Source organism: Kitasatospora sp. NPDC048715, from assembly GCF_043198905.1.
Lineage (GTDB): Bacteria > Actinomycetota > Actinomycetes > Streptomycetales > Streptomycetaceae > Kitasatospora > Kitasatospora lactacystinica.
Window position 1 is genome coordinate 93877 of record NZ_JBICVH010000015.1, and the last position, 20532, is coordinate 114408.

The following is a 20532-nucleotide window of genomic DNA, read 5'->3' on the forward strand; positions in this document are numbered from 1 at the left end:
GGCTCTGGGTGGTGTGGGAATCCGGCGTCACCGTGCGGACGGCGGCCGGCGGATTCGGCGGCATCGGCGGCCGGTGGCCGGCGGACCGTCAGTACCGCATCGCCATCGCGGAGAAGGTCGCTCCGACACCGGCGGCGGCGATCAGGTAGTGGTCGCCGCGGCGGAGCAGCCCCCGCGTGGTGGCGGTGTGGAGATTGATGAGGCTGTCCGAGGCGAAACTGTGCCCGACCGACCGCACGTTGTCCAGCACGACTTTCTCGACCGGATAGCCGATCCGGCGCGCGATCATCCGCCAGGACGCCTGGTTGACGTTGTGCGGCAGGATCGCGGCCAGGTCGGAGAGGTCCAGACCGGCCTGGTCCAGGGCGGCCTCGATCGCCTCCACCATCACGTTCGGGTACTCGCGCTGGTAGCGGGCGAGCAGGTCCGGGTCCTCGGCCAGCCGGCCGTCGAACTCCGGGCGCTGGCGCACCACGAAGGAGAGCATCCGGTGGCGCTCGCCACCGGCGCTGACCAGGCAGGCGGCGGCGCCCTCGGCGAAGATGCCGGTCTCGGGCACCACCTGGGCGTCCCTGGTGAAGGTCTTCTCGCCGGTCAGCACCAGGGCGAGCGCCGCCGGGTCGGGTTCGTCCGCGAGCAGCCTGCCGGCCAGGTCGATGGCCAGCAGGCCCACCGCGCAGGCGTGGTGGGTCACCGTGAAGGCGTTGGCGTGCGCCAGTCCACGGGCGTCGAGCAGGTCGTGCAGCGGGTTGAGCGGATGGGGCACCGCCACTGGCATGCTGCGGGCGTGGATCACGAAGCGGATGTCGGGTTCGCGTCCACGCAGCTCCGGCAGGTTGTCCAGGGCGGCGTCGAGCAGGTCGGGCAGCGTCCCGGTCGGATCCAGGCGCAGCTGGTCCAGGCCGTGGAAGCGGCGGAAGAGACGGAGTTGACGTGGGGTCAGGCCGATGAGCTCGCCCACAGCCTCGATGGGAACGGCGTGCGGGGGGAGGTGGACGGCCACTGCCTCCAGTGCGGTCACCCGGGCTAGTATTCCGACGCCCGCCGGGTCGCACAAGTGATCTCGGGCCCCCTCCGTCGCCGCCGCTCCCCGGAAGCCGGTCAACTTCCCCCCGGCGCGGCCGCGTTCACCCCCGTGCCGTCGAGCAGGTGGGAGATCTCTCATGTCGAACCCTGAACCCCCCTACCCCGGAGCCCCGTTGAACCAGGATCTGGTGGCCCTGCTGGTCGAGGTGGCCGGTGCGCCGCCCGGCTGGGCGCGTCACGTCACTCCGGAGGCCCGGCTGGACGGCGACCTGCTGCTGGACGAGGACGAACTCGCCGAACTGGCCGACCGGCTGCGCGGGCGCTTCGGCCCGCAGGCCGACCTGGCCGCGCTGCGCGCCGGGCTCGACCTGGCCGCCCTGGAGGCCCTGACCGTCGCCGACGTCCAGCGACTGCTCCCCGAGGAGGGCGCACGATGACCCGGTTCCTCCTGGTGATGCCGCCGTTGACCGGCCACGTCAACCCGGCCGCCGGCATCGCCGCCGAGTTGACCGCACGCGGCCACCAGGTCGCCTGGACCGGCACCGAATCGGTGCTGCGCCCGCTGCTCGGGCCGCAGGCCCGGGTGCTCGGCACCGGTACCCGGGCGTTCCGGGCCCAGGGCGGGCACGGGCTGGCCGCGTTGCGCTCGCTCTGGGAGGGCTTCATCGTCCCGTACACCAGGTTCACGCTGAAGCCGCTGGACGCCGTCGTGCGGGAGTGGCGGCCGGACGTGCTGCTGGTCGACCAGCACACTCCGGCGGGCGCGCTGGTCGCGCACCGGCACGGCCTGCCGTGGGCGTCCTTCGCGCCCGGGGCGATGGAACTGGGGCGCCCCTACCGGGCGTTGCCGCAGGTCGAGGCCTGGATGACCGGGCTGCTGCGGGGGCTGTGGGAACGCGCCGGGCTGCCCGCGGAGGAGTACCTGGACCCGCGCTTCTCCCCCGCCCTGGTCCTGGCGACCACCGGTCCGGCCCTGACCGGCTCGACCCCGCCGCCGGAGCACGCGCTCGTCGGGCCGGTGATCCCGGCGCGGCCGCACGATCCGGACTTCCCGTGGGAGCGGCTGCTGCCCGGCCGGCGCCGGGTGCTGGTCACCATGGGGACCCTGGCCGGCGGGCTGGGCGCGGACTTCCTCGCCCGGTCCGTCCGGGCGCTGGAGCTGTGCGGTGACGAGGTGCAGCCGGTGTTCGCCGCGCCGAGCGAGCTGCTGCCCGAACTCCCCTCCCGGGCCGTCGCGGTGGGGCGGGCGCCGGTGCTGGAGCTGATGGCGCGCGGCGAGCTGGACGCGGTGCTCTGCCACGGCGGGATGAACACCGTGGGCGAGGCCCTGGCGCACGGACTGCCGCTGGTCACCGCACCGATCCGGCACGACCAGCCGATCGTGGCCGGCCAGGTGGCGGCGGCGGGCGCGGGGCTGCGGGTGCCGTTCGCGCGCGTCACCTCGGTGCGGCTGGCGGACGCGCTGCGGGCCGTCCTCGACTCCACGGCCCACCGGGAGCGGGCGGTTCAGGTCGGGAGCCGACTGCTCGCCGGGGGCGGTGCGGTGGCCGCGGCGGACCGGCTGGAGGTGCTCGGCCGAGCGGGCCGGACCGGGCTCGTCCCACCCCCGGACCGCCCCCGATCCACCCCCGGAACCGCCCCGACCCGGCCCGGAACCGCCGCCCCTTAGCAGACCGGCCGAGGGTACGTCCATTGGTCTAGGCCATTGTTTCCGGGGCGGGGTTCGCCCTAGGGTGTCGCAGCGGCACCGCCCTCCGCAGGTGCCGAGCCCCGCCTTTCCAGGTGCCGTGGCAGCCCATCCCCGCACGGGAGTTCCGGTTGATCGAGACCGCGGGACTGCGCAAGTCCTACCGCAAGAAGACCTCCCGCCGCAGCGGCGAGAACCCCACCGTCGACGCCGTCCGCGGCATCGACCTGTCGGTCGCCGCCGGCGAGATCTACGGCTTCCTCGGCCCCAACGGCGCGGGGAAGACCACCACCCTGCGCATGCTGGCCACCCTGATCCGCCCGGACGGAGGACGGGCCACCATCGCCGGAGCCGACCTGTTCACCGACCCCGCCGGGGTCCGCCGCCGGATCGGCTACGTCGCCCAGGGCGGCGGCACCACCGACCACGTCAGCGGCCGCGAGGAACTGGTCCTCCAGGCCCGGATGTACGGCGCGGCCAAGGCGCAGGCCGTCCAGGCCGCCGCGGACGCGCTCAAGGCCTTCGACCTGGCCGAGTTCGGCGACCGCCCGTGCGCCACCTACTCCGGCGGCCAGCGCCGCCGGGTGGACATCGCGCTCGGGGTGATCCACCAGCCCCGGGTGCTGTTCCTGGACGAGCCCACGGTCGGACTGGACCCGGCCAGCCGGGCGCACGTCTGGGAGGAGATCCGCCGGCTGCGCACCGGGGGCATGACGGTGGTCGTCACCACCCACTACCTGGACGAGGCCGACGCGCTCTGCGACCGGGTCGCCATCGTCGACCACGGCCGGGTCGTGGCCGAGGGCACCCCCGAGGCGCTCAAGCGCGAGATCTCCGGCGACGTCGTCCTGGTCGGGCTGGACACCGCGGACGCCGCGGAGGCCGCCTTCGAGCGGGCCGCCGAGGTGCTGCGCGCGCAGCCGTACCTGCACCGGCTGGAGCAGAACGGCGACGAGGGGCTGCGGCTGTACCTGAAGGACGGCGCCGCCGCCATTCCCCGGCTGCTGCGCGCCCTGGACGCGGCGGGCGTGACGCCCGGCACCGTGCAGCTCCAACGGCCCAGCCTGGACGACGTGTTCCTGGCCCGCACCGGCCGCTCGCTGCAGCAGTCCTGACCCCGTACCGCCCGGACCCGCACAACCCCCTGGGGAGACCGTGAAGCTCGCCCGCGACACCTGGCTGGTCTTCCAGCGCCAGCTGCTGCTCATGATCCGCACCCCGATCTGGATCGCCGTCGGCATCATCCAGCCCGTGTTCTACCTCCTGCTGTTCGCCCCGCTGCTGAAGAAGGTGCTCACCCCGCAGGGCGCCGGCAGCTACGCCGACGCCTACCAGGTGTACGTGCCGGGCCTGTTGGCGGTGCTGTGCATCTTCGGCGGACTGTTCACCGGCTTCAGCCTGCTCGGCGAGCTCAGGGCCGGCATCATCGAGCGCTCCCGGGTGACCCCGGTGAGCCGGCTGGCGCTGCTGCTGGGACGGGCTCTGCGGGAGATGGTGGCGCTGCTGGTGCAGGCCGTCCTGATCACCCTTATCGCGCTGCCGTTCGGGCTGCGGGTGAACCCGCTGAACCTGCTGCTCGCCTACCTGCTGCTGGGCCTGCTGGCGCTGATGACCTCGGCGATCTCCTACGGCATCGCGCTGATGGTGCCGACCGACGCGGCGATGTCGCCGGTGGTCAACACCATCGCGCAGCCGATCGCGCTGCTGTCGGGGGTGCTGCTGCCGCTCACCCTGGCACCCGGGTGGCTGCAGCAGGCGGCCAGGTGGAACCCCTTCTACTGGGCCGTGGAGGGCATGCGCGCGCTGTTCTCCGGGCACGCCGGGGACAGCGTGGTGTGGCAGGGACTGCTGGTGGTCGTCGTGATGACCGTCCTGGCGGTGTACTGGTCGGCCCGGCTGTTCTCCACCCGGGTGCGCTGACCGGCGAACGGCGGAGGGGCCCGGCTCACCACGAGCCGGGCCCCTCCGCCGTTCCGCGCCCCCGCCGTTCCGCGCCCCCGCCGTTCCGCGCGGGCTCTCAGTCCGTCACGAAGGCCGTCACGAAGGCCGCCAGCCTCGCCACGCCGTCGATGATCTGCGCCTGCGTCAGCGAGCTGACGGACAGCCGCAGCCGCTGCTCGCCACCGCCCGCCGGGTAGAACGGCGCCATCGGTGTCCAGAGCACCCCGTGCTCGCGGGCACAGCGCTCCATGGCGGCCTCGTCGGCGACGAACGGCACCGTCAGCACCGCGAAGAAGCCGCCGTCCGGCCGGGTCCAGGAGATGCCCAGCCGGTTCCGCACGGAGGCCGGGAAGTGCCGGTCCAGCTCCCGCAGCAGGGTGTCCAGGCCGGCCGCGTAGTGGGCCGTGGCACGGGCGTTGGCGGCCCGCAGGCGGCAGTCGTGGGTCAGCAGCATGCCGCCGATGACGGCCTGGCTGAGCGCCGGGGTGTTGACCGTCGTCATGCTCTTCAGCTTGGCCAGCTCGTCCGCGAGGAGGCTGCGCCGGCCGTCGGGGCCGGTCACCTCCTGGTCGGCGACCACGTAGCCGAGGCGGGCCCCGGGAAAGCAGGTCTTGGCGAAGGAGCCCAGGTGGACGACCTGGCGGCGGCGGTCCAGCGCCTTGAGGGTGGGCCGCAGCCCCGGGGTGCGGGAGAAGAAGCCGTACGGGTTGTCCTCGACGACGAGCACGCCCTCCTCGGCCGCCGCCTCCAGCAGCCCGGCGCGGGCCGGGACCGGCATGCTGGTGCCGGAGGGGTTGGCGAAGTCCGGGACGACGTAGAAGGCGCGCGGACGGCGTCCCTCGGCCCGCACCGCGCGGGCGGCCTCCCGGAGCGCCGCCGGGTCGGGGCCGCCGTCCGGGCCCTCGGGGACGGGGCGGACGGTCAGGTCGAGCAGCCGGGCGGCGCCGGTGACGCCGACGTAGCAGGGCGAACTGACCAGCAGGACGTCGTCCGGGCCGGCGCACAGGGCGCGCAGCGTCAGCAGCATGCCCTCCTGGGCGCCGACCGTGACCACCACGGCCGCGGGGTCGACGGTCAGGCCCTCGTCGTGGGCCAGCGTGCGGGCGATCAGCTCGTTGATGATGCCCTTGGTCGGACCGTACTGGAACAGCGCGGTGCGCACCGCGTCCCGGTCCAGGCCGCGGTCGGCCAGGTGGGCGAGGTAGGTCTCCAGGTACGCCGGGACGTCCTGGGGCTCGAAGAAGCCCTCGTAGGGGCGGCCGGGGGCGAAGGAGACCGCCTCCGGGTAGCGGGTGGTGACCTCGTTGAGGAAGGTCATCGCGTCCAGCAGCGGATCGGCCAGGGAGGCGTGCAGGTCGCTCAACGGGATCGTCATCGCAGCGCCTCCCGGAGGCGCTCGGCCGCGAAGTCCTGGGCCTCGGCGGCGGCGTCCAGGGTGCCGGTCATGGCGAAGAAGCCGTGCGGCATGCCCTGGTAGCGGCGCAGGTCCACCGGGACCCCGGCGGCGCGCAGCGCCTCGGCGTACTGCTCGCCCTCGTCCCGCAGCGGGTCGTACTCGGCCGTCAGGACGGTCGCGGGCGGCAGGCCGGCCAGGGTGGCGGCGCGCAGCGGGGAGGCGTACGGGCTGGCGCCGTCGCCCTCGTCGGCCAGGTAGTGGCCCCAGTACCAGGCCACCGAGCGGCGGTTGAACAGTGCCGGGTCGTCGTGGGCGCGCAGCGAGGGGGTGTCGGCGCCGTGGTCGGTGTTGGGGTAGACCAGCAGTTGGTGGCGCAGGGCGGGGCCGCCCTCGGCGCGCAGCAGCAGGGTGAGCGCGGCGGTGAGGTTGCCGCCGGCGCTGTCGCCGCCGACCGCGATCCGGTCCGGGTCGATGCCGAACTCCGCCGCCCTTTCGACGAGTTGCAGCAGTGCGGCGCGGCAGTCGTGCAGCGCCGCGGGAAAGGGGTGTTCGGGGGCGAGCCGGTAGCCGACGGAGGCGGTGACGCAGCCGACGGCGTTGGTGAGCCGGCGGCAGATCGCGTCGCTGGTGTCGGGCGAGCCGAGCGTCCAGCCGCCGCCGAACAGGTAGAGCAGGGCGGGCAGCCGGCGGCCGGGCGGCTCGGGGCGGTAGAGCCGCAGCGCGAGTTCGCCGCCGGGACCGGGGATGCGGTACTCCTCGACGGCGGCGACCGGTTCGGGGGTGCCGGCCGCCGCGCGGATGTCCGCGAGGTCGGCGGCACGGGCCTCGGCGAGGCTGAGGGTGTAGAGCGGCGGGGCACCGCTGCCGGCGCGCCTGGTGCGCAGCGCTTCGGCCTGGGGGTGCAGGGGCATGGGCGGATCCATTCGGTGCGGAGGGCTCAGCGGTCTGCCTCGACGTAGACGGTCTCGTCGGTGCGGAAGGCCGTGTCGAGGTCGGCGACGTCCGGCCGGGTGCCCTGCCGGTAGGCGCACGGGCGAATCCTCCCGGGGTCGAAGCCGGCCCGGGTGAGGACATGCCGCAGTTCGTCCAGGTCGTAGATCCACTGGTGCCCGAAGTGCCGGAAGATCTGGTTCACCAGGAAGGCCGGACGCGCGGGCATCGGCGGGCCGAAGCCGAGGGTGGTCAGCCGGCGCCGGTGCTTGGCGAGGAAGCCGTCGCCGGTGGCGTAGCCGACCAGGTAGCGGGCGAGGTCGGGGGTGGTCAGGCGCAGGACGCCGCCGGGGCGCAGCACCCGGCGGGCCTCGCGCAGCCAGCCGACGGCGACGGGCATGGTGACGTGCTCGATCAGGTGCTCGGCGTACACCCAGTCGACGCTGGCGTCGGCGAAGGGCAGCGGTTCGGCGATGTCGAGCCGGGTGAACCAGCGGTCGCCGTCGACCCGGTAGAGGGTGCCGGGCTCGGTGGCGGTGTCGGGGCTGCGCAGGGTGGCGAGGTCGGTGCCGAGCCCCTGCGGGTGGGCGGTCCGGAAGGCGGCGAACTCGATGCCGGTGATGCCGAGTTCGCTCAGGCCCGCGTGGTCGCGCGGCAGCCCGCCCGGATGCGCTTCGAGCTTCTCGCAGGTGGCGACCTGTTCGCTGAAGGCGTCCAGTCGGGGGGCCAGCCCGTCCGGGTCGTCCCAGTCCCAGCCCGGGAATCGCTCGCTCTGCTCGGTCATGTGTCGGACCTCCTGGTGGGAAGAACGCGGTTCGGGGGCGGCGCGGTTCAAGGGCCGCGCGGGTGCGAAGCGGACGAAGGACCGCGCGGGTGCGGTGTCAGCCGGCCGGGAAGGGCCAGGGGGCGAGGACCGTGCGGTCCAGGTCGGCGAGCCGGGGGCGGCCCAACAGGGCCATGGTGTGCTCCAGTTCCTCGCGCAGCAGGTCGAGCACCCGGTGCACCCCGGCCTCGCCGCCGGCGGCCAGGCCCCAGAGCGCGGGGCGGCCGATCAGCACGGCGCGGGCGCCGAGGGCGAGGGCGATCGCGAGGTCGGTGCCGCTGCGCACGCCGCCGTCGAACAGCACCGGCAGGTCGGCGGGCACCGCCTCGACCACGTCCGGGAGTGCCGCCAGGGCCGGTACCGCCCCGTCGAGTTGGCGTCCGCCGTGGTTGGAGACCAGGAGGGCGTCGACGCCGTGCTCGACGGCCAGCCGGGCGTCCTCGGCGGTGAGGACGCCCTTGAGGACCAGCGGCAGCCGGGTGCGTTCGCGCAGCCAGGCCAGATCGGTCCAGCTCAGGGTGGGGTCGAACTGTTCGCGGGCGTGCTCGGCGATGCCCGAACCGCCGCCGGCGGCGCGGTGGCTGGCGGACATCAGGGACCGGTCCAGGTTGACCGCCCGGACGGTGGGCGGGACGGCGAAGCCGTTGCGCAGGTCGCGCAGCCGACGGCCGATCCTGGGAGCGTCCACCGTCAGCACCAGTGCGCGGTAGCCGGCCGCCTCGGCGCGCTCCACCAGGGCGGCGAGGGCGGCGCGTTCGCGCAGCCAGTACAGCTGGAGCCAGAGCGGGCCGGTGGCGGCCGCGGCGATCTCCTCCAGGGTGCGGCTGGCGAACATCGCGGCGACCAGCAGGGCTCCGGCCCGTCCGGCGGCGCGCGCGGTGGCGGTCTCGCCCTCCGGGTCGACCAGCCGGTGGTAGGCCATCGGGGCGATCCCGAGCGGGAGGCGCAGCGGTGCGCCGAGCAGGGTCAGTGCCGCGTCGCAGACGGAGACGTCGACCAGCGTGCGCGGACGCAGCGCATGGCGTCCGAACATCTGCCGGTTGGCCGCCAGGGTGCGTTCCGCATCGCTGCCGCCTTCGATGAAATCCCAGATTTCCGTTGGGAGTCGGTCGCGCGCCGCGCGCTCGATCCCGGCCGACGTGAGAACTCTCACGGGCATTCCTCGTTCCAGGACGGCCACGCGCGGGCCGGTCCTGGTTGGGCAGCGTAGGAGCAACGACCACATTGGTATAGACCTTGATTTGACCAAACGTCTGTGCCATGGTCTGGCCACGGAATTGGCCGTTCTGACTTGTTAACGGCGTTCATGTCAAATCCCCTCACTTGTGTGGAGCCGCGTTGACCGGCTTTTCCCCCTCCGTACTTCCGGCTGCCTTCCTGCCGCACTCCGACGCCCCGGACTCCTGGGTCGACCGGCTGCTGCTGGCCGGCCCCGGCACCGAGGAGTGCCTGCGCCTCGGCGCACCGCTCGACCGGGACACCCTGCGCGCCCTGGTCGAGGAGCAGTCCGACCGACTGGCGGCCGCCGGACTCGGCCCCGGCGGGACGGCGGCGCTGCGACTGCCGCCCTCGGTGGCGTTCGTCGCGGTGCTGCTGGCATGCTGGCGTCTCGGCGCCCAAGTCGCACTGCTCGACCACCGGTTGACCGACCACGAGATCGACGCGGCGGTGGCGCGGCTGACCCCGCAGGTGCTGGTAGGCTCCGCCCATCGGTCCGCGGCGGCCCTGCGCGGCTTCTCCGAAGTCGAGCCGGTGGCCGTCCCGTTGACGGACGGACGCCCGGCCCGCACCGGGCACGCGTTGATCCAGCTCAGCTCCGGATCCACCGGTCCGGCCAAGGTCATCGCCCGCACGGCGGCCGATCTACTACGCGAACTCGACTGTTACCGAAGGCTGGTGGAGTTCCCCGGCGAGGGCGAGCGGGTCGTCCTGCTCTCCTCGGTGGTGCACGTTCTCGGCCTGGTCGGCGGGCTGCTCAACAGCCTGCACGCCCGGGTCGCGCTCACCGTGCCGGAGCGGATGACGGCGGCGGGCATCCTCGCCGAGGTCGCCGCGAGCGACCGGCCGACCACCGTGATCGGGGTACCCTTCCACGCCGAGCTGCTGGCGGGGACGGTCGCTCCCCCGCCGCTGCCCCGGCTGCGGCGGATGGTCGTGGCGGGCGAGCTCGTCCGCCCGGGACTGCCCGCGCTGTTCACCGAACGCTACGGCGTCCCGCTCGGCACCATGTACGGCATGACCGAGACCGGGGTGATCGCCACCGACCTCTCCGGCACGCTCCACCCCGCCAAGCAACCCGTGCACGGCATGGAACTGCGCCTGGTGAAGGGCGAGTTGCAGATCGGCGCGGCGGCCTCCCCGTACCCCGGGCTGGACGATCCGACCCGCTGGTCGGACGGCTGGCTGCACACCCGGGACGCCGCCGAGCTGACCGCCGACGGTCTGGTCACCGTGCTCGGCCGACTGGACTCCCAGGTCTCGATCGGCGGACTGAAGGTCGACCTCACCGAGGTCGAGCAGACGCTCGCCGCGCTGCCCGAGGTCCGCGAGGCCGTGGTGGTCTTCGACGGCGGCGCGATCGAGGCCTACCTGGCCACCGAACCCGGGACCGACCTCGCCTCCGTCCAGGACGGGCTGGCCCGCCGGCTGGCCGCCTACAAGCGGCCGCGCCGGCTCGCCCCGCTGGACCGGCTCCCCCGCACCGCCACCGGAAAGCTGCTGCGCGACCCGGCCGCCCTGCGCGAGAGCGCGGCCGCCGGCCGGCCCGCCGCAGGCTGACCCCGCCCGCCACCGGGCCGGCCGCACCCGGCCGCACCCCGATCCCTTCGCACCACCACCCCGACAAGGAGCCCACCACCATGCAGGACCGCATCCGCGCCTTCGTCCTGGCGGCACTCGCCGAGATGCAGTACGACGTCTCCGAGGTCACCGGGGACACCGACCTCGGCCCGGCCGGACTGGACCTCGAATCGCTCGCCCTCGCCGACCTGTCGGTGCAGGTCGAGGACGAGTTCGGGATCAAGTTCGACCTGGACGAGATGGAGACCACCGCGCTGATGACGCTGGACGAGTTCACCGCCGACGTCACCCGCCGGGTCGACGCCCTCGCCGCCACCTCCGGCAGCGCCGCGTGACCGGCTCCCCGCTCCCCGACGCCCTCCCGGACCGGACCGAGGTCCTCACCATGCTGGCGGCGTTCGGGCAGCGCGCCGTCGACACCGTGCCGGAGGACCTCGGGTCGCTCGAACTCACCTGGCTCGTCGCCGAGTTCGAGCAGCGGTACGGGCTCCAACTGGACCTGGACGACGACCGCTTCGGCGCGGTGCGCACCGTCGACGACGCCGCCGAACTGCTGCGCGAGGCCGTCCTCGCCGACCGCGCGGGCGCACGGCCGTGATCGCCGCCGGGACGGGCACCGGACCACCGGGCCGGACGGCCGGCCACCCGGTCGTCACCGGTGTCGGGGTGCTCAGCGCCGCCGGGCGCGGACTCGCCCCGCTCACCGAGGCCGTCACCCACGGCAAGTCCCTGTTCGGCCCGGTCACCCGCTTCGACGTGAGCTCCCGCCGCACCACCCGGGCCGCGCTGTTCCCCGCCACCGTGCCGCTGGCCTGCACCTTTCCGCTGGCCAGGGCCGTGCTCGACGCGATCGGCCAGGCCTGCCGGCAGGCCGGACTGACCGCCGCCGAGGGCGCCGGACCGCCCGTGCTGCTAGCGCTGCACAGCGACGAGCGCACCCGCGCGACCGCCGCCGCGGTGGCCGCCGGGGTCCGCGCCGACTGGGGCGCGCCGGGCGTCACCCGGGTGTACAACGGCGCCTGCGTGGCCGCCGCGACCGCCGTCGCCGACGCGGGCGCCCTGGTGGCCGCCGGACGGCACGAGCGGATCCTGGTCGCCGCCGGACACCTGGTCGAACCGGGCGTCTTCGCGGTCTTCGACGCCGGACGGGCGCTGGCCCGGGACGGCGAGGCGCGCCCGTTCAGCGCCGGCCGCACCGGCACCCTGCTCGCCGACGCGGCCGCGGCCGTCCTGGTCGAGTCCGCCCCGGCCGCCGAACGCCGCGGCGCGCCCGCCCTCGCCCGGCTGGCCGGCTGGGGCCGGGCCGGGGACGCCCACCACGTCTGCCGCCCGGACCCGGAGGGCGGCGGGGCGATCCGGGCGATCGGGGCCGCGCTCACCCGCGCGGGCGCCGACCCGGCCGAGGTCGGCTACGTCAACGCCAACGGCACCGGCTCCGCCCTCGCCGACCGGGCCGAGGCCCACGCCCTGCGGCGGGTGTTCGGCCCGCACACCGACCGCCTGCCGGTCAGCTCCAGCAAATCCGTGCACGGGCACGCCCTGGAGGCCTCCGCGCTGCTCGAACTCGCCGCCACCATCGGCGCGTTGGGCACCGGACTGCTCCCGGTCAACGCCGGCTGGCTCGGCCCGGACCCGGACCTCGCACTGGACCTCGTCCTGGACGGCCCGCGCGCCGCCCGCCCCCCGTACGCCCTCAGCCTCAACTCCGCCTTCGGCGGCGCCAACACCGCGCTGCTGCTGGCCCCGGGATGACAGCCACCGCCATGACCACCCCTGCCGACCACACCCACGGACTGCGGATCCTCGCCGAGGCCCGCCACCCCGCACCGGGCCCGGACGGGCCCCCGCCACCACTGCCCGGCTTCTCCGCCTCCGGCTTCAATCCGCTGGTCGCCGACACCGCCGAACGCTGCCTGCGCGCCCACCACGGCGAGCCGCCCGCACCCGGGCGGACCGCCCTGCTGCTCGCCAGCGCGAGCGGCGACCTCGAAACCGCGCGGGCCATCGAGCGCAGCGCCGAACCCGGGCAGCGGACCGGCCCGCTGCTGTTCTTCCAGTCCAACCCCAACGCCGTCCTCGGACACATCGCCGCGCGCTGGGGCCTGACCGGCCCGGTCGTGGCGATCTGCCCGGCCGAGGCCGAACCCGGCCGCGTCCCCGCCGAGGCGTTCGAACTCGCCGCACTGCTGCTCCAGGACGGCGACGCCGACCGGGTGCTGGCCGTGGCCGCCGAGCAGACGCCCGACGGGGACCTGGCCGCGGCCGTCCTGCTCGCCGGTCCGGCCACGGAATCCGGACGGGCCGAAACCGAACCGGCCGAAACCGAACGGACCGAACCCGGACGGGCCGAAACCGAACGGACTGAACCCGAACGGGCCGAAACCGAACGGACTGAACCGGCCGCCCGCCCCTGGCCGTAGCAATCATCGAGGCCCGGCGCCTGACGCAGCCGCACCCGGCACACCAGCGCCCCCGCCCGTCCCCGCCTCACTCCCGACATCCGCCGCCCGACGACGCGCGGCCGACCGGACCCGCCGCCCGTGCGGCCGCCCCTGCCACCCGATCAGCCGCCCGGGCCGTCCACCGGCCCCGAGGGAGGGATCCACCCCCGTGACCATCCGCAGCCTCCGCACCCAGCTCGCGGACGACCCCGACGTGGGCGCCGGCAACGTCCTGACCGCCCGGATCGCGCTCGGGCTCGACCTGGACGTGCCGTTGCTCAGCTTCGACACCCCGGTGGACGACCACCCCGCCTGGCAGCCCTTCACCCTGCGCGAGCTGGACCGCGCCGTCCGGGCCCGCGCCGCCGCGCTGCACGCGCTGGGCATCACCCGGCGCGACCCCGTCGTGGTGTACGCGAGCGACGCCGCCGACCACGTGCTCTCCTTCCTCGCCCTGGCCCGGCTCGGCGCCGTCCCGGCCCTGCTCAACCCCAACCTGGACGGCGAGCGTGCCGCCCGCTACATCGCCCGCCTCGGCGCGGCCGGCGTCCTCGCCGACCCCGCCCACCTGGCCGCACTGGCCGGCCACGACCCCGGCGCGCCGCTGCTTCCGGAGATCTCCACCCTCGGCGCCGGCGACCCGGACGCCGCCCCCGAGCCGTACCGGCACTGGTCCGGCGACCCGGTGGCGATCACCCACTCCTCCGGCACCACCGGAATGCCCAAGGCCGTCGTCCACTCGCACGCCAGCCTGTACGCCGCGATCCGCCACCGGCTGCGGCTGCCCCGCCCGCAGGGCCAGGACCGGATGCTCAGCGCACTGCCCGCCCCGCACGCCGCCACCCTGATCGCCCTCAACCTCGCGCTCAGCTCGCACACCGAACTCGCCGTGCTCTCCCGGCAGTCCGGCGACGGCGTGCTGGAGGCCGTCGAGCGGTGGCGGCCCACCGGGGTGATCGGCTTCGCCGCCACCTGGTCCGACCTCGCCCGGCACGACCTCGCCGCCCGCGACCTGAGCTCCGTCGCGCTCTGGTGGAACACCGGAGACTGCGCCCACGAGGTGCACATCCGCCGCCTGATCGCCACCGGCAGCCGGGAGACCGTCACCCGGGCCGGCCGCACCCGGCTGCCCGGCTCGCTGTTCGTGGACGGCCTCGGCTCCACCGAGATGGGCCACTCGCACTTCTTCATCACCCACGGCCCCGGCACCGAGCGCTACGGCCGCTGCGTCGGCCGCCCGCACGCCTTCGTCGACTGCGAGCTGGTCGGCCCGGACGGCGAACCGCTCGGCCCCGGCGAGGTCGGTGAACTCGCCACCGCCTCACCCACCTTGGCGCTCGGCTACTGGAACGACTCGGCCACCACCTTCCGCACCCGGCTGCGCGGCCGCTTCCTCACCGGGGACCTGATGTACCGGGACGAGGAGGGCTACTACTACCACGTGGACCGGGCCGTCGACTCGGTCGAACTCGGCGGCGGCAAGCGGCTGTTCACGGCCATGTCGGAGGAGCGGGTGCTGGCCGCCTGCCCGGACGTGCTGGACTGCACGGTGGTCGCGGTACGGGACGGCGAGCGCGTGGTCACCGACGTGCTGCTGCTCCTCGCCGCGGACGCCGACCCGGCCGCCGACCGCACCGCGGCGGTCGTCGCCGCCCTGGACGAGGCCGTCGGCGCGACCGTCCGCAAGGTGCTGGCGGTCTCCCCCGACGACATCCCGCTCGGCCCGACCGGCAAGGTCCGCAAGGTCCTGCTGCGGGAGATCCACCTCGCGGCGGTGGGCGCATGAGCGAGCGGAGCGAACGCGTCGTCGAGGGATGCGCGTCGCGCGAGGCGACCGCCGAGCGGAACGGGGTCCGCGCATGAGCCCGCGCCCCGGTGCCGTCGTCACCGGCATCGGCCTGCTCTCCCCGCTCGGCCGCCGACCCGCCGAGGTGTTCGAGGCGCTGGTCACCGGCCGCTCCGGCCTGCGGGCCGTCCCCGAGGACCACCCCGCGCACGGCTGGCTGCCCGCCGCCGGGATCGCCCCCGTCGTCGACGGCCGGGAGGTGCTGCCGCCCACCGAGACCCGCTGCGTGGACCGCTTCGTGCTGCTCGCCCTGGCCGCCGCCGACGACGCGCTCGCCGACGCCGGCCTGGCCGTCGGCCGGGACTCCGACCCGCACCGCACCGCCGTGGTACTGGCCACCGGCGGCGGCGGACTGGAGACCTTCGAGCAGCAGTCGCACCGCCGGCTGGAACGCGGCCGGCCCGGCGTCAGCCCGTACCTGCTGCCCGGGATGCTCTCCAACATGGCCGCCGCCCGGATCGCCATCAAGCACGGCATCCGGGGCTACAGCTCCGCCGTGGTGACGGCCTGCGCGGCCGGCGCCCAGGCGATCGCCGAGGGGCTGCGGCTGATCCGGGCCGGGGACGCCGACGTGGTGGTGTGCGGCGGCACCGAGTCGTCGCTGCACCCGACCATCGCCGCCGCCTTCACCAACGCCCGCGCCCTGGCGCAGGGTTGGGACGAACCGGAGCAGGCCAGCCGGCCCTTCGACACCCGCCGCAACGGCTTCGTACTGGGCGAGGGCAGCGCCGTCCTGGTCCTGGAGCGGGCCGAGCACGCCGAGGCCCGCGGTGCCGCCGGGTACGCGGACGTCCTCGGCTGGGGCGCCTCCACCGACGCCCACCACCCGACCATGCCCCGCCCCGACGGCACCGGCGCCGCCGACGCGATGCGCGCCGCACTCGCCAACGCGGGCCTGGCCCCGGGCGACATCGACTACGTGAACGCCCACGGCACCGGCACCAAGCTCGGTGACGTGGCCGAGACCGCCGCGCTGCGCGCCGTCTTCGGCGCGCAGCCACCCGCGGTCAGCTCCACCAAGGGCGCCACCGGCCACCTCCTCGGCGCCGCGGGCGCGCTGGAGGCGGCGGTGACCGCCCTGGCGGTGGCGCGGGGGACGCTGCCGCCGACGCTCAACCTGACCGACCCCGACCCGGCCTGCGACCTGGACCACGTCCGGGGCGCCGCCCGATCCGCCCCGGTGCGCGCCGCGCTGAGCAACGCCTTCGCCTTCGGCGGCCACAACCTCAGCCTGATCCTCGGCCCGGCCTCCACCCGGGCCGGCCGATAGCGGTCGCCCAGTAACGGTCGCCCGAGGGTGGCCGCCCGCCGGCGGTGGCCCGAGCGCCGGCGACCGCCCGCCGCCCACCGCCGCGCGGCGGCCCGCGCGCCGATCCCCGATCCACCGTTCCCTCCGGGGGGAGATCCCGTTGTCCATCCAGACCATCACCCACGTCGAGTTCCACTGCGCGGACGCCGACAAGACCGCGGCCGGACTCCGCGCCGACCACGGCTTCACCGTCGACGCCCCGGCCACCGCGCCCGACGGCGCCCGCACCGTCGGGCTGCGCCAGGGCACCATCCGGCTGCGGCTGACCTCCGCCCCCGACCCGGAGCACCCGGTGGCCGAGTACGTCGCCCGGCACGGGGACGGCGTGGCCGTCCTCGCGCTCGGCTGCGCCGACCCGGCCGCCGCGCTGGAACGGGCCGAGCGGCACGGCGCCCGGGTGCTCGACCGGGCCGGCGCCCTGATCGAGGGCTTCGGCGACACCGCACTGCGCCTGGTGCCACTGCCGGACGCCGGGCCCACCCCGGAGCCCCGCCTGCTGGAGGACCTCGACCACGTCGCGATCTGCCTGCCGGCCGGCACGCTCGCGGACGCCGTGCGGTTCTGCGAGACGGCCCTGGGCTTCCGCACGATCTTCGAGGAGTACATCGAGGTCGGCGAGCAGGCGATGGACTCCAAGGTGGTGCAGAGCGCCTCCGGCGGCGTCACCTTCACCCTGATCGAGCCCGACACCACCCGCCGCCCCGGCCAGATCGACGAGTTCCTCGCCGCCCACGGCGGGGCCGGCGTCCAGCACCTCGCCTTCAGCACCCGCGACATCACCGGCGCCGTCCGGACCGCCCGGGAGCGCGGCGTGGAGTTCCTGAGCACCCCGGACGCCTACTTCGACGCCCTGACCGAGCGCTTCGGCGGGACGGCCATCCCGGTGGCGACCCTGCGCGACCTGCACGTCCTGGTCGACCAGGACCACGGCGGCCAGCTGTTCCAGATCTTCGCCCGTTCGACACACCCCCGGCGCACCTTTTTCCTCGAACTGATCGAACGGCAGGGAGCGGGTACCTTCGGCACCGCGAACATCAAGGCCCTCTACGAGGCCGTCGAACGGCACAGTCCCACCGCCGACGACCGGCCCGCAGCCGTCGCCCGGCCCACCGCCGCCGACCGGCCCTCCCCCGCGCATCCGAAGGAGGCCCTCCCGATGGCCGCAGCCTCCGAGTTCCGGCTCACCGAGGCCGAGCTCGCCCTGCTGCCCACCCCCGACGAGGTGGCGCACTACCGCGAGCACGGCTGGTACCTCTCCCGCAGGCTGTTCAGCGACGAGGAACTGGACACCCTCCAGGCCGCCACCGAGCTGTACTACGCCGGCCACCGCGACCGCGAGCTGCCCGCCCGGCCGCCCCGGCTGGCCTCCTGGCGGCCCGAGGACGGGCCGGTCCAGCGGCACAACGACTACGTGCACTACGAGAGCGACGCGATCGGCGCGGTCCTGCGCAAGCCGCTGATCGGCGCGGTGGCCGCGCTGCTCGCCGGAACCGAGGAGATCCGGATCTTCCAGTCGACGCTCATCTACAAGCCCCCGGTGCCCGAGGAGCCCAGCAACCGGGTGCCGTGGCACTTCGACAAGCACTACTGGCAGACCTGCACCTCGGACGAGATGCTCACCGCCTTCATCCCGTTCCACGACTGCCGCGAGGAGAACGGCACCATCACCATGGTCGACGGCAGCCACCGCTGGCGGGAGCTGCCCTCCGGCGAGGACTCCACCCGGCACTTCGCCGACCGCGACGGCTCCGAGCTGGAGGACATCCTGGCCGCCAACGCCGCCCACAACGGGCAGCGGGTGCGGAAGGTGCCGATGCTGATCCCGCGCGGCCACATGTCCTTCCACCACTGCCGCACCTACCACGGCAGCGGCCCCAACCTGGCCTCCCACCCGCGCCGGGCGATCTCGCTGCACCTCCAGGACAGCGCCAACGAGTACCGCCGGCACGACCGGCCGGACGGCGAGCCGGTGGTGTACAACCACGACGTGCTGGTGCGCCGCACGGACGACGACCGGCCGGACTACGCGGACCCGCTGTTCTGCCCGGCGATCTGGCGGGGACGGCCGTGACCGCTCCCGCACGCACGACCGACGAGGGCGTCGGCCCGCCGGAAGGCCCCGGCGCGCAGGCCCTCCCCGACGCACGGGCCCGCCGCGATGTGCGGGCCCGCCCTGGTGCGCAGGCCCGCCCCGGCGCGCAGGCCCGCCCCGCCCCGCTGGACACCCCCGCCGAGCGCTACCGGATGCTGCGGCTGATCCGCGGCTTCGAGGAGCTGGCGCTCGGCCTGGTGAAGTCCGGCGCGATCCCCGGCGGCATCCACCCGTACATCGGGCAGGAGGCCGTCGCGGTGGGCGTCTGTTCGGCGCTCGGCCCCGACGACCGGCTCGCCAGCACCCACCGCGGCCACGGCCACGTGCTCGCCAGGGGCACCGCGCCGCACCGGCTGCTCGCCGAGCTCCTCGGGCGGGTCGACGGATCGAACGGCGGCCGGGGCGGCTCCATGCACGCCGCCGACTTCGCGCTGGGCATCCTCGGCGCCAACGGCATGGTGGGCGCCGGCGCCCCGATCGCCGTCGGCGCCGCCTGGGCGGCCCGGGCCGCTTCCTCCCCCGAACGGTCGGCGGCCGAACGGGTGACAGCCGACGGTCCCGTCGCCGGGCGGCCCGATTCGGGCCGGACCCCGGTCGCGGTGGCCTTCTTCGGCGACGGCGCGCTCAACCAGGGCGTCCTGCTGGAGTCGCTCAACCTCGCCGCGATGTGGCGCCTGCCGGTGCTGTTCGTCTGCGAGGACAACGGCTACGCCACCACCCTGCCCGCCGCCACCGCCGTCGCGGGCAGCGCCACCGGCCGGGCGGCCGCCTTCGGCATCCCCGCCGAGGAGGTGGACGGCATGGACACCGAGGCCGTTCGCACCGCCGCGCTGCGCGCCGTCGAACGGGCCCGCACCGGCCGCGGCCCCGGCTTCCTGGTCTGCCGCACCTACCGCTACGAGGGCCACCACACCATGGAACGCCGGATGAAACTGCGCTACCGCTCCCCGGAGGAGGTCGGGGCCTGGCGCGAGCGCGACCCGCTCCCCCGGGCCGCCGCCCTGCTCGACCCCGCGACGGTCGCCGACCTGGACCGCGCGGTGGCCGAACAGCTCTCCGCCGCCGAGGAGTTCGCGCTCGCCTCGGCGCACCCGGACCCGGCGGGGGCGCTGGACCACCTGTACGCCGACGGGCTGCGGCCCCGGGCGGGGGTGACACCGTGACCAGGCTCTCGTACACCAAGGCGCTCAACCGGGCGCTGGCCGACGAACTCGCCGCCGATCCGGCGGTCTGCGTCTTCGGCGAGGACATCGGCGCCGGTCTGGCCGGGCCGACCCTCGGCCTGCTGGACCGCTTCGGGCCGGGGCGGATCGTCGACACCCCGCTGTCCGAACAGGCCTTCACCTCGATGGCGGTCGGCGCCGCGCTGGCCGGCCGGCGTCCGGTGCTGGAGTTCCAGATCCCGTCCCTGCTGTTCCTGGTCTTCGAGCAACTCGTGAACCAGGCCCACAAGTTCTCGCTGATGACCGGTGGCCAGGCGACCGTCCCACTGACCTGCCTGGTGCCCGGCTCGGGCTCCCGGGACGGCTGGGCCGGGCAGCACTCCGACCATCCGTACAGCCTGTTCGCGCACGCCGGGGTGAAGACCGTGGTGCCCGCCACCCCGACCGACGCCTACGGGCTGCTGCGCTCGGCGATCCGCGACCCGGACCCGGTCGTGGTGTTCGCGCCCGCCGCCGCGATGCCGGTGCGCGAGACCGTCACCTGGGACCTCGTGCCCGTCCCGCTGGGCCGGGCCCGGATCCACCGGCCGGGCACCGACGTCACCGTGGTCGCCCTCGGGCACCTGGTGCACGACGCCCTCGCGGTCGCCGAGGAGCTGGCGCCGGACGTCTCGGTGGAGGTCCTCGACCCGCGCACGGCGTACCCCTTCGACTGGCAGGCGCTCGCCGACTCGCTGGAGCGCACCGGGCGACTGGTCGTCCTGGACGACTCCAACCGCAGCTGCGGCTTCGGCGCCGAGGTGCTGGCCACCGCCGCCGAGGAGATGCGCCTGATCGCCCCGCCCCGCCGGATCACCCGCCCGGACGGCGCCGTGCTGCCCTTCGCCCCGGCCCTGGACCGCGCCGTCCAGCCCGGCCGTGAGCAACTGCGGCACGCGCTCGGCCTCGTGCTGAAGCACCGCTGACCGCACCCGTCCACGAACTGTTCGGCATCGAATCACAAAGATCACTGACGAGTACGCGCCAGAAACCGTACGATGATCGCGCAAGACCCCCGTAGACCCGTTGACTGTCCAACG

The 20532-nt window shown here is 75.0% G+C and carries 19 protein-coding genes; 14 read left to right on the forward strand and 5 right to left on the reverse strand.

The genetic code is table 11. From position 1 onward, the window contains the following. Positions 1–88: 88 nt before the first annotated feature. Positions 89–1021 carry a 3-oxoacyl-[acyl-carrier-protein] synthase III C-terminal domain-containing protein gene (locus tag ACGFSC_RS26795; protein ID WP_359902531.1) on the reverse strand — a complete coding sequence of 311 codons (933 nt, stop codon included), beginning with the start codon at positions 1019–1021 and terminating at the stop codon, positions 89–91. Between the two features lie 178 nt (positions 1022–1199). Here ACGFSC_RS26795 and ACGFSC_RS26800 point away from each other — a divergent pair, with 178 nt between their 5' ends. The 4 genes from ACGFSC_RS26800 (at position 1200) to ACGFSC_RS26815 (ending at position 4633) form a co-directional block, all read left to right on the forward strand. Next, the gene (locus tag ACGFSC_RS26800) at positions 1200–1463 is read left to right on the forward strand and encodes a hypothetical protein (protein WP_359902534.1); all 264 of its coding nucleotides are present in this window, start codon (positions 1200–1202) and stop codon (positions 1461–1463) included. Continuing rightward, the gene (locus ACGFSC_RS26805; RefSeq protein ID WP_359902537.1) at positions 1460–2695 is read left to right on the forward strand and encodes a glycosyltransferase; all 1236 of its coding nucleotides are present in this window, start codon (positions 1460–1462) and stop codon (positions 2693–2695) included. The genes ACGFSC_RS26800 and ACGFSC_RS26805 overlap by 4 nt, the downstream gene beginning before the upstream one ends. A gap of 149 nt (positions 2696–2844) precedes the next feature. Then, entirely contained in the window at positions 2845–3828 is a 984-nt protein-coding gene (locus ACGFSC_RS26810; protein ID WP_359902540.1) for an ATP-binding cassette domain-containing protein, read from the forward strand. A gap of 40 nt (positions 3829–3868) precedes the next feature. After that, positions 3869–4633, forward strand: coding sequence for an ABC transporter permease (locus ACGFSC_RS26815; RefSeq protein WP_359902542.1), 765 nt, complete (start codon positions 3869–3871; stop codon positions 4631–4633). A gap of 97 nt (positions 4634–4730) precedes the next feature. On the opposite strand, the gene ACGFSC_RS26820 is transcribed toward ACGFSC_RS26815, so the two are convergent. From ACGFSC_RS26820 to ACGFSC_RS26835, 4 genes are all read right to left on the reverse strand, one after another. Further along, a complete protein-coding gene (locus ACGFSC_RS26820; protein WP_359902545.1) occupies positions 4731–6029 on the reverse strand; it encodes a PLP-dependent aminotransferase family protein in 1299 nt (432 codons plus the stop codon). Beyond that, positions 6026–6961 (reverse strand): alpha/beta hydrolase, encoded by a 936-nt coding sequence (locus ACGFSC_RS26825; RefSeq protein ID WP_359902547.1) that lies wholly within the window; start codon positions 6959–6961, stop codon positions 6026–6028. The genes ACGFSC_RS26820 and ACGFSC_RS26825 overlap by 4 nt, the downstream gene beginning before the upstream one ends. A 26-nt stretch (positions 6962–6987) precedes the next feature. Next, positions 6988–7764 carry a methyltransferase domain-containing protein gene (locus ACGFSC_RS26830; RefSeq protein WP_359902548.1) on the reverse strand — a complete coding sequence of 259 codons (777 nt, stop codon included), beginning with the start codon at positions 7762–7764 and terminating at the stop codon, positions 6988–6990. Positions 7765–7861: 97 nt separating this feature from the next. Next, positions 7862–8962 carry an alpha-hydroxy acid oxidase gene (locus ACGFSC_RS26835; protein WP_392864033.1) on the reverse strand — a complete coding sequence of 367 codons (1101 nt, stop codon included), beginning with the start codon at positions 8960–8962 and terminating at the stop codon, positions 7862–7864. A gap of 179 nt (positions 8963–9141) precedes the next feature. On the opposite strand from ACGFSC_RS26835, the gene ACGFSC_RS26840 reads away from it, so the two are divergent. The 10 genes from ACGFSC_RS26840 to ACGFSC_RS26885 all read left to right on the forward strand — a co-directional run bounded on the left by ACGFSC_RS26840 (position 9142) and on the right by ACGFSC_RS26885 (position 20418). Then, entirely contained in the window at positions 9142–10581 is a 1440-nt protein-coding gene (locus ACGFSC_RS26840) for an AMP-binding protein (RefSeq protein WP_359902552.1), read from the forward strand. Between the two features lie 80 nt (positions 10582–10661). After that, the gene (locus ACGFSC_RS26845; protein ID WP_359902554.1) at positions 10662–10937 is read left to right on the forward strand and encodes a phosphopantetheine-binding protein; all 276 of its coding nucleotides are present in this window, start codon (positions 10662–10664) and stop codon (positions 10935–10937) included. Continuing rightward, the gene (locus tag ACGFSC_RS26850) at positions 10934–11200 is read left to right on the forward strand and encodes an acyl carrier protein (protein WP_359902556.1); all 267 of its coding nucleotides are present in this window, start codon (positions 10934–10936) and stop codon (positions 11198–11200) included. Before ACGFSC_RS26845 ends, ACGFSC_RS26850 begins: the two co-directional genes overlap by 4 nt. Next, the gene (locus ACGFSC_RS26855) at positions 11197–12354 is read left to right on the forward strand and encodes a beta-ketoacyl synthase N-terminal-like domain-containing protein (RefSeq protein ID WP_359902558.1); all 1158 of its coding nucleotides are present in this window, start codon (positions 11197–11199) and stop codon (positions 12352–12354) included. The genes ACGFSC_RS26850 and ACGFSC_RS26855 overlap by 4 nt, the downstream gene beginning before the upstream one ends. 11 nt (positions 12355–12365) lie before the next feature. After that, the gene (locus ACGFSC_RS26860) at positions 12366–13022 is read left to right on the forward strand and encodes a hypothetical protein (protein WP_359902560.1); all 657 of its coding nucleotides are present in this window, start codon (positions 12366–12368) and stop codon (positions 13020–13022) included. 190 nt (positions 13023–13212) lie between these two features. Further along, positions 13213–14829, forward strand: a complete 1617-nt coding sequence (locus tag ACGFSC_RS26865; RefSeq protein ID WP_359902562.1) for a class I adenylate-forming enzyme family protein — start codon at positions 13213–13215, stop codon at positions 14827–14829. A 73-nt stretch (positions 14830–14902) separates the two neighbouring features. Further along, positions 14903–16159 (forward strand): beta-ketoacyl-[acyl-carrier-protein] synthase family protein, encoded by a 1257-nt coding sequence (locus tag ACGFSC_RS26870; protein ID WP_359902564.1) that lies wholly within the window; start codon positions 14903–14905, stop codon positions 16157–16159. A 139-nt stretch (positions 16160–16298) separates the two neighbouring features. Next, positions 16299–18269: a 4-hydroxyphenylpyruvate dioxygenase gene (gene hppD, locus ACGFSC_RS26875; RefSeq protein ID WP_359902566.1), complete on the forward strand. Its 1971-nt coding sequence runs from the start codon at positions 16299–16301 to the stop codon at positions 18267–18269. Next, positions 18266–19453: a thiamine pyrophosphate-dependent dehydrogenase E1 component subunit alpha gene (locus ACGFSC_RS26880; protein WP_359902568.1), complete on the forward strand. Its 1188-nt coding sequence runs from the start codon at positions 18266–18268 to the stop codon at positions 19451–19453. The genes hppD and ACGFSC_RS26880 overlap by 4 nt, the downstream gene beginning before the upstream one ends. Beyond that, positions 19450–20418 (forward strand): transketolase C-terminal domain-containing protein, encoded by a 969-nt coding sequence (locus ACGFSC_RS26885; protein ID WP_359902571.1) that lies wholly within the window; start codon positions 19450–19452, stop codon positions 20416–20418. The genes ACGFSC_RS26880 and ACGFSC_RS26885 overlap by 4 nt, the downstream gene beginning before the upstream one ends. Positions 20419–20532: the final 114 nt, after the last annotated feature.

Excerpts from the sequence above, each read along its gene's own strand:
- ACGFSC_RS26820 (WP_359902545.1), bottom strand. The coding sequence starts at position 6,029 with ATGACGATCCCGTTGAGCGACCTGCACGCCTCCCTGGCCGATCCGCTG.
- ACGFSC_RS26825 (WP_359902547.1), bottom strand. The coding sequence starts at position 6,961 with ATGCCCCTGCACCCCCAGGCCGAAGCGCTGCGCACCAGGCGCGCCGGC.
- ACGFSC_RS26805 (WP_359902537.1), top strand. The coding sequence starts at position 1,460 with ATGACCCGGTTCCTCCTGGTGATGCCGCCGTTGACCGGCCACGTCAAC.
- ACGFSC_RS26870 (WP_359902564.1), top strand. The coding sequence starts at position 14,903 with ATGAGCCCGCGCCCCGGTGCCGTCGTCACCGGCATCGGCCTGCTCTCC.
- ACGFSC_RS26835 (WP_392864033.1), bottom strand. The coding sequence starts at position 8,962 with ATGCCCGTGAGAGTTCTCACGTCGGCCGGGATCGAGCGCGCGGCGCGC.
- ACGFSC_RS26860 (WP_359902560.1), top strand. The coding sequence starts at position 12,366 with ATGACCACCCCTGCCGACCACACCCACGGACTGCGGATCCTCGCCGAG.
- ACGFSC_RS26845 (WP_359902554.1), top strand. The coding sequence starts at position 10,662 with ATGCAGGACCGCATCCGCGCCTTCGTCCTGGCGGCACTCGCCGAGATG.
- ACGFSC_RS26830 (WP_359902548.1), bottom strand. The coding sequence starts at position 7,764 with ATGACCGAGCAGAGCGAGCGATTCCCGGGCTGGGACTGGGACGACCCG.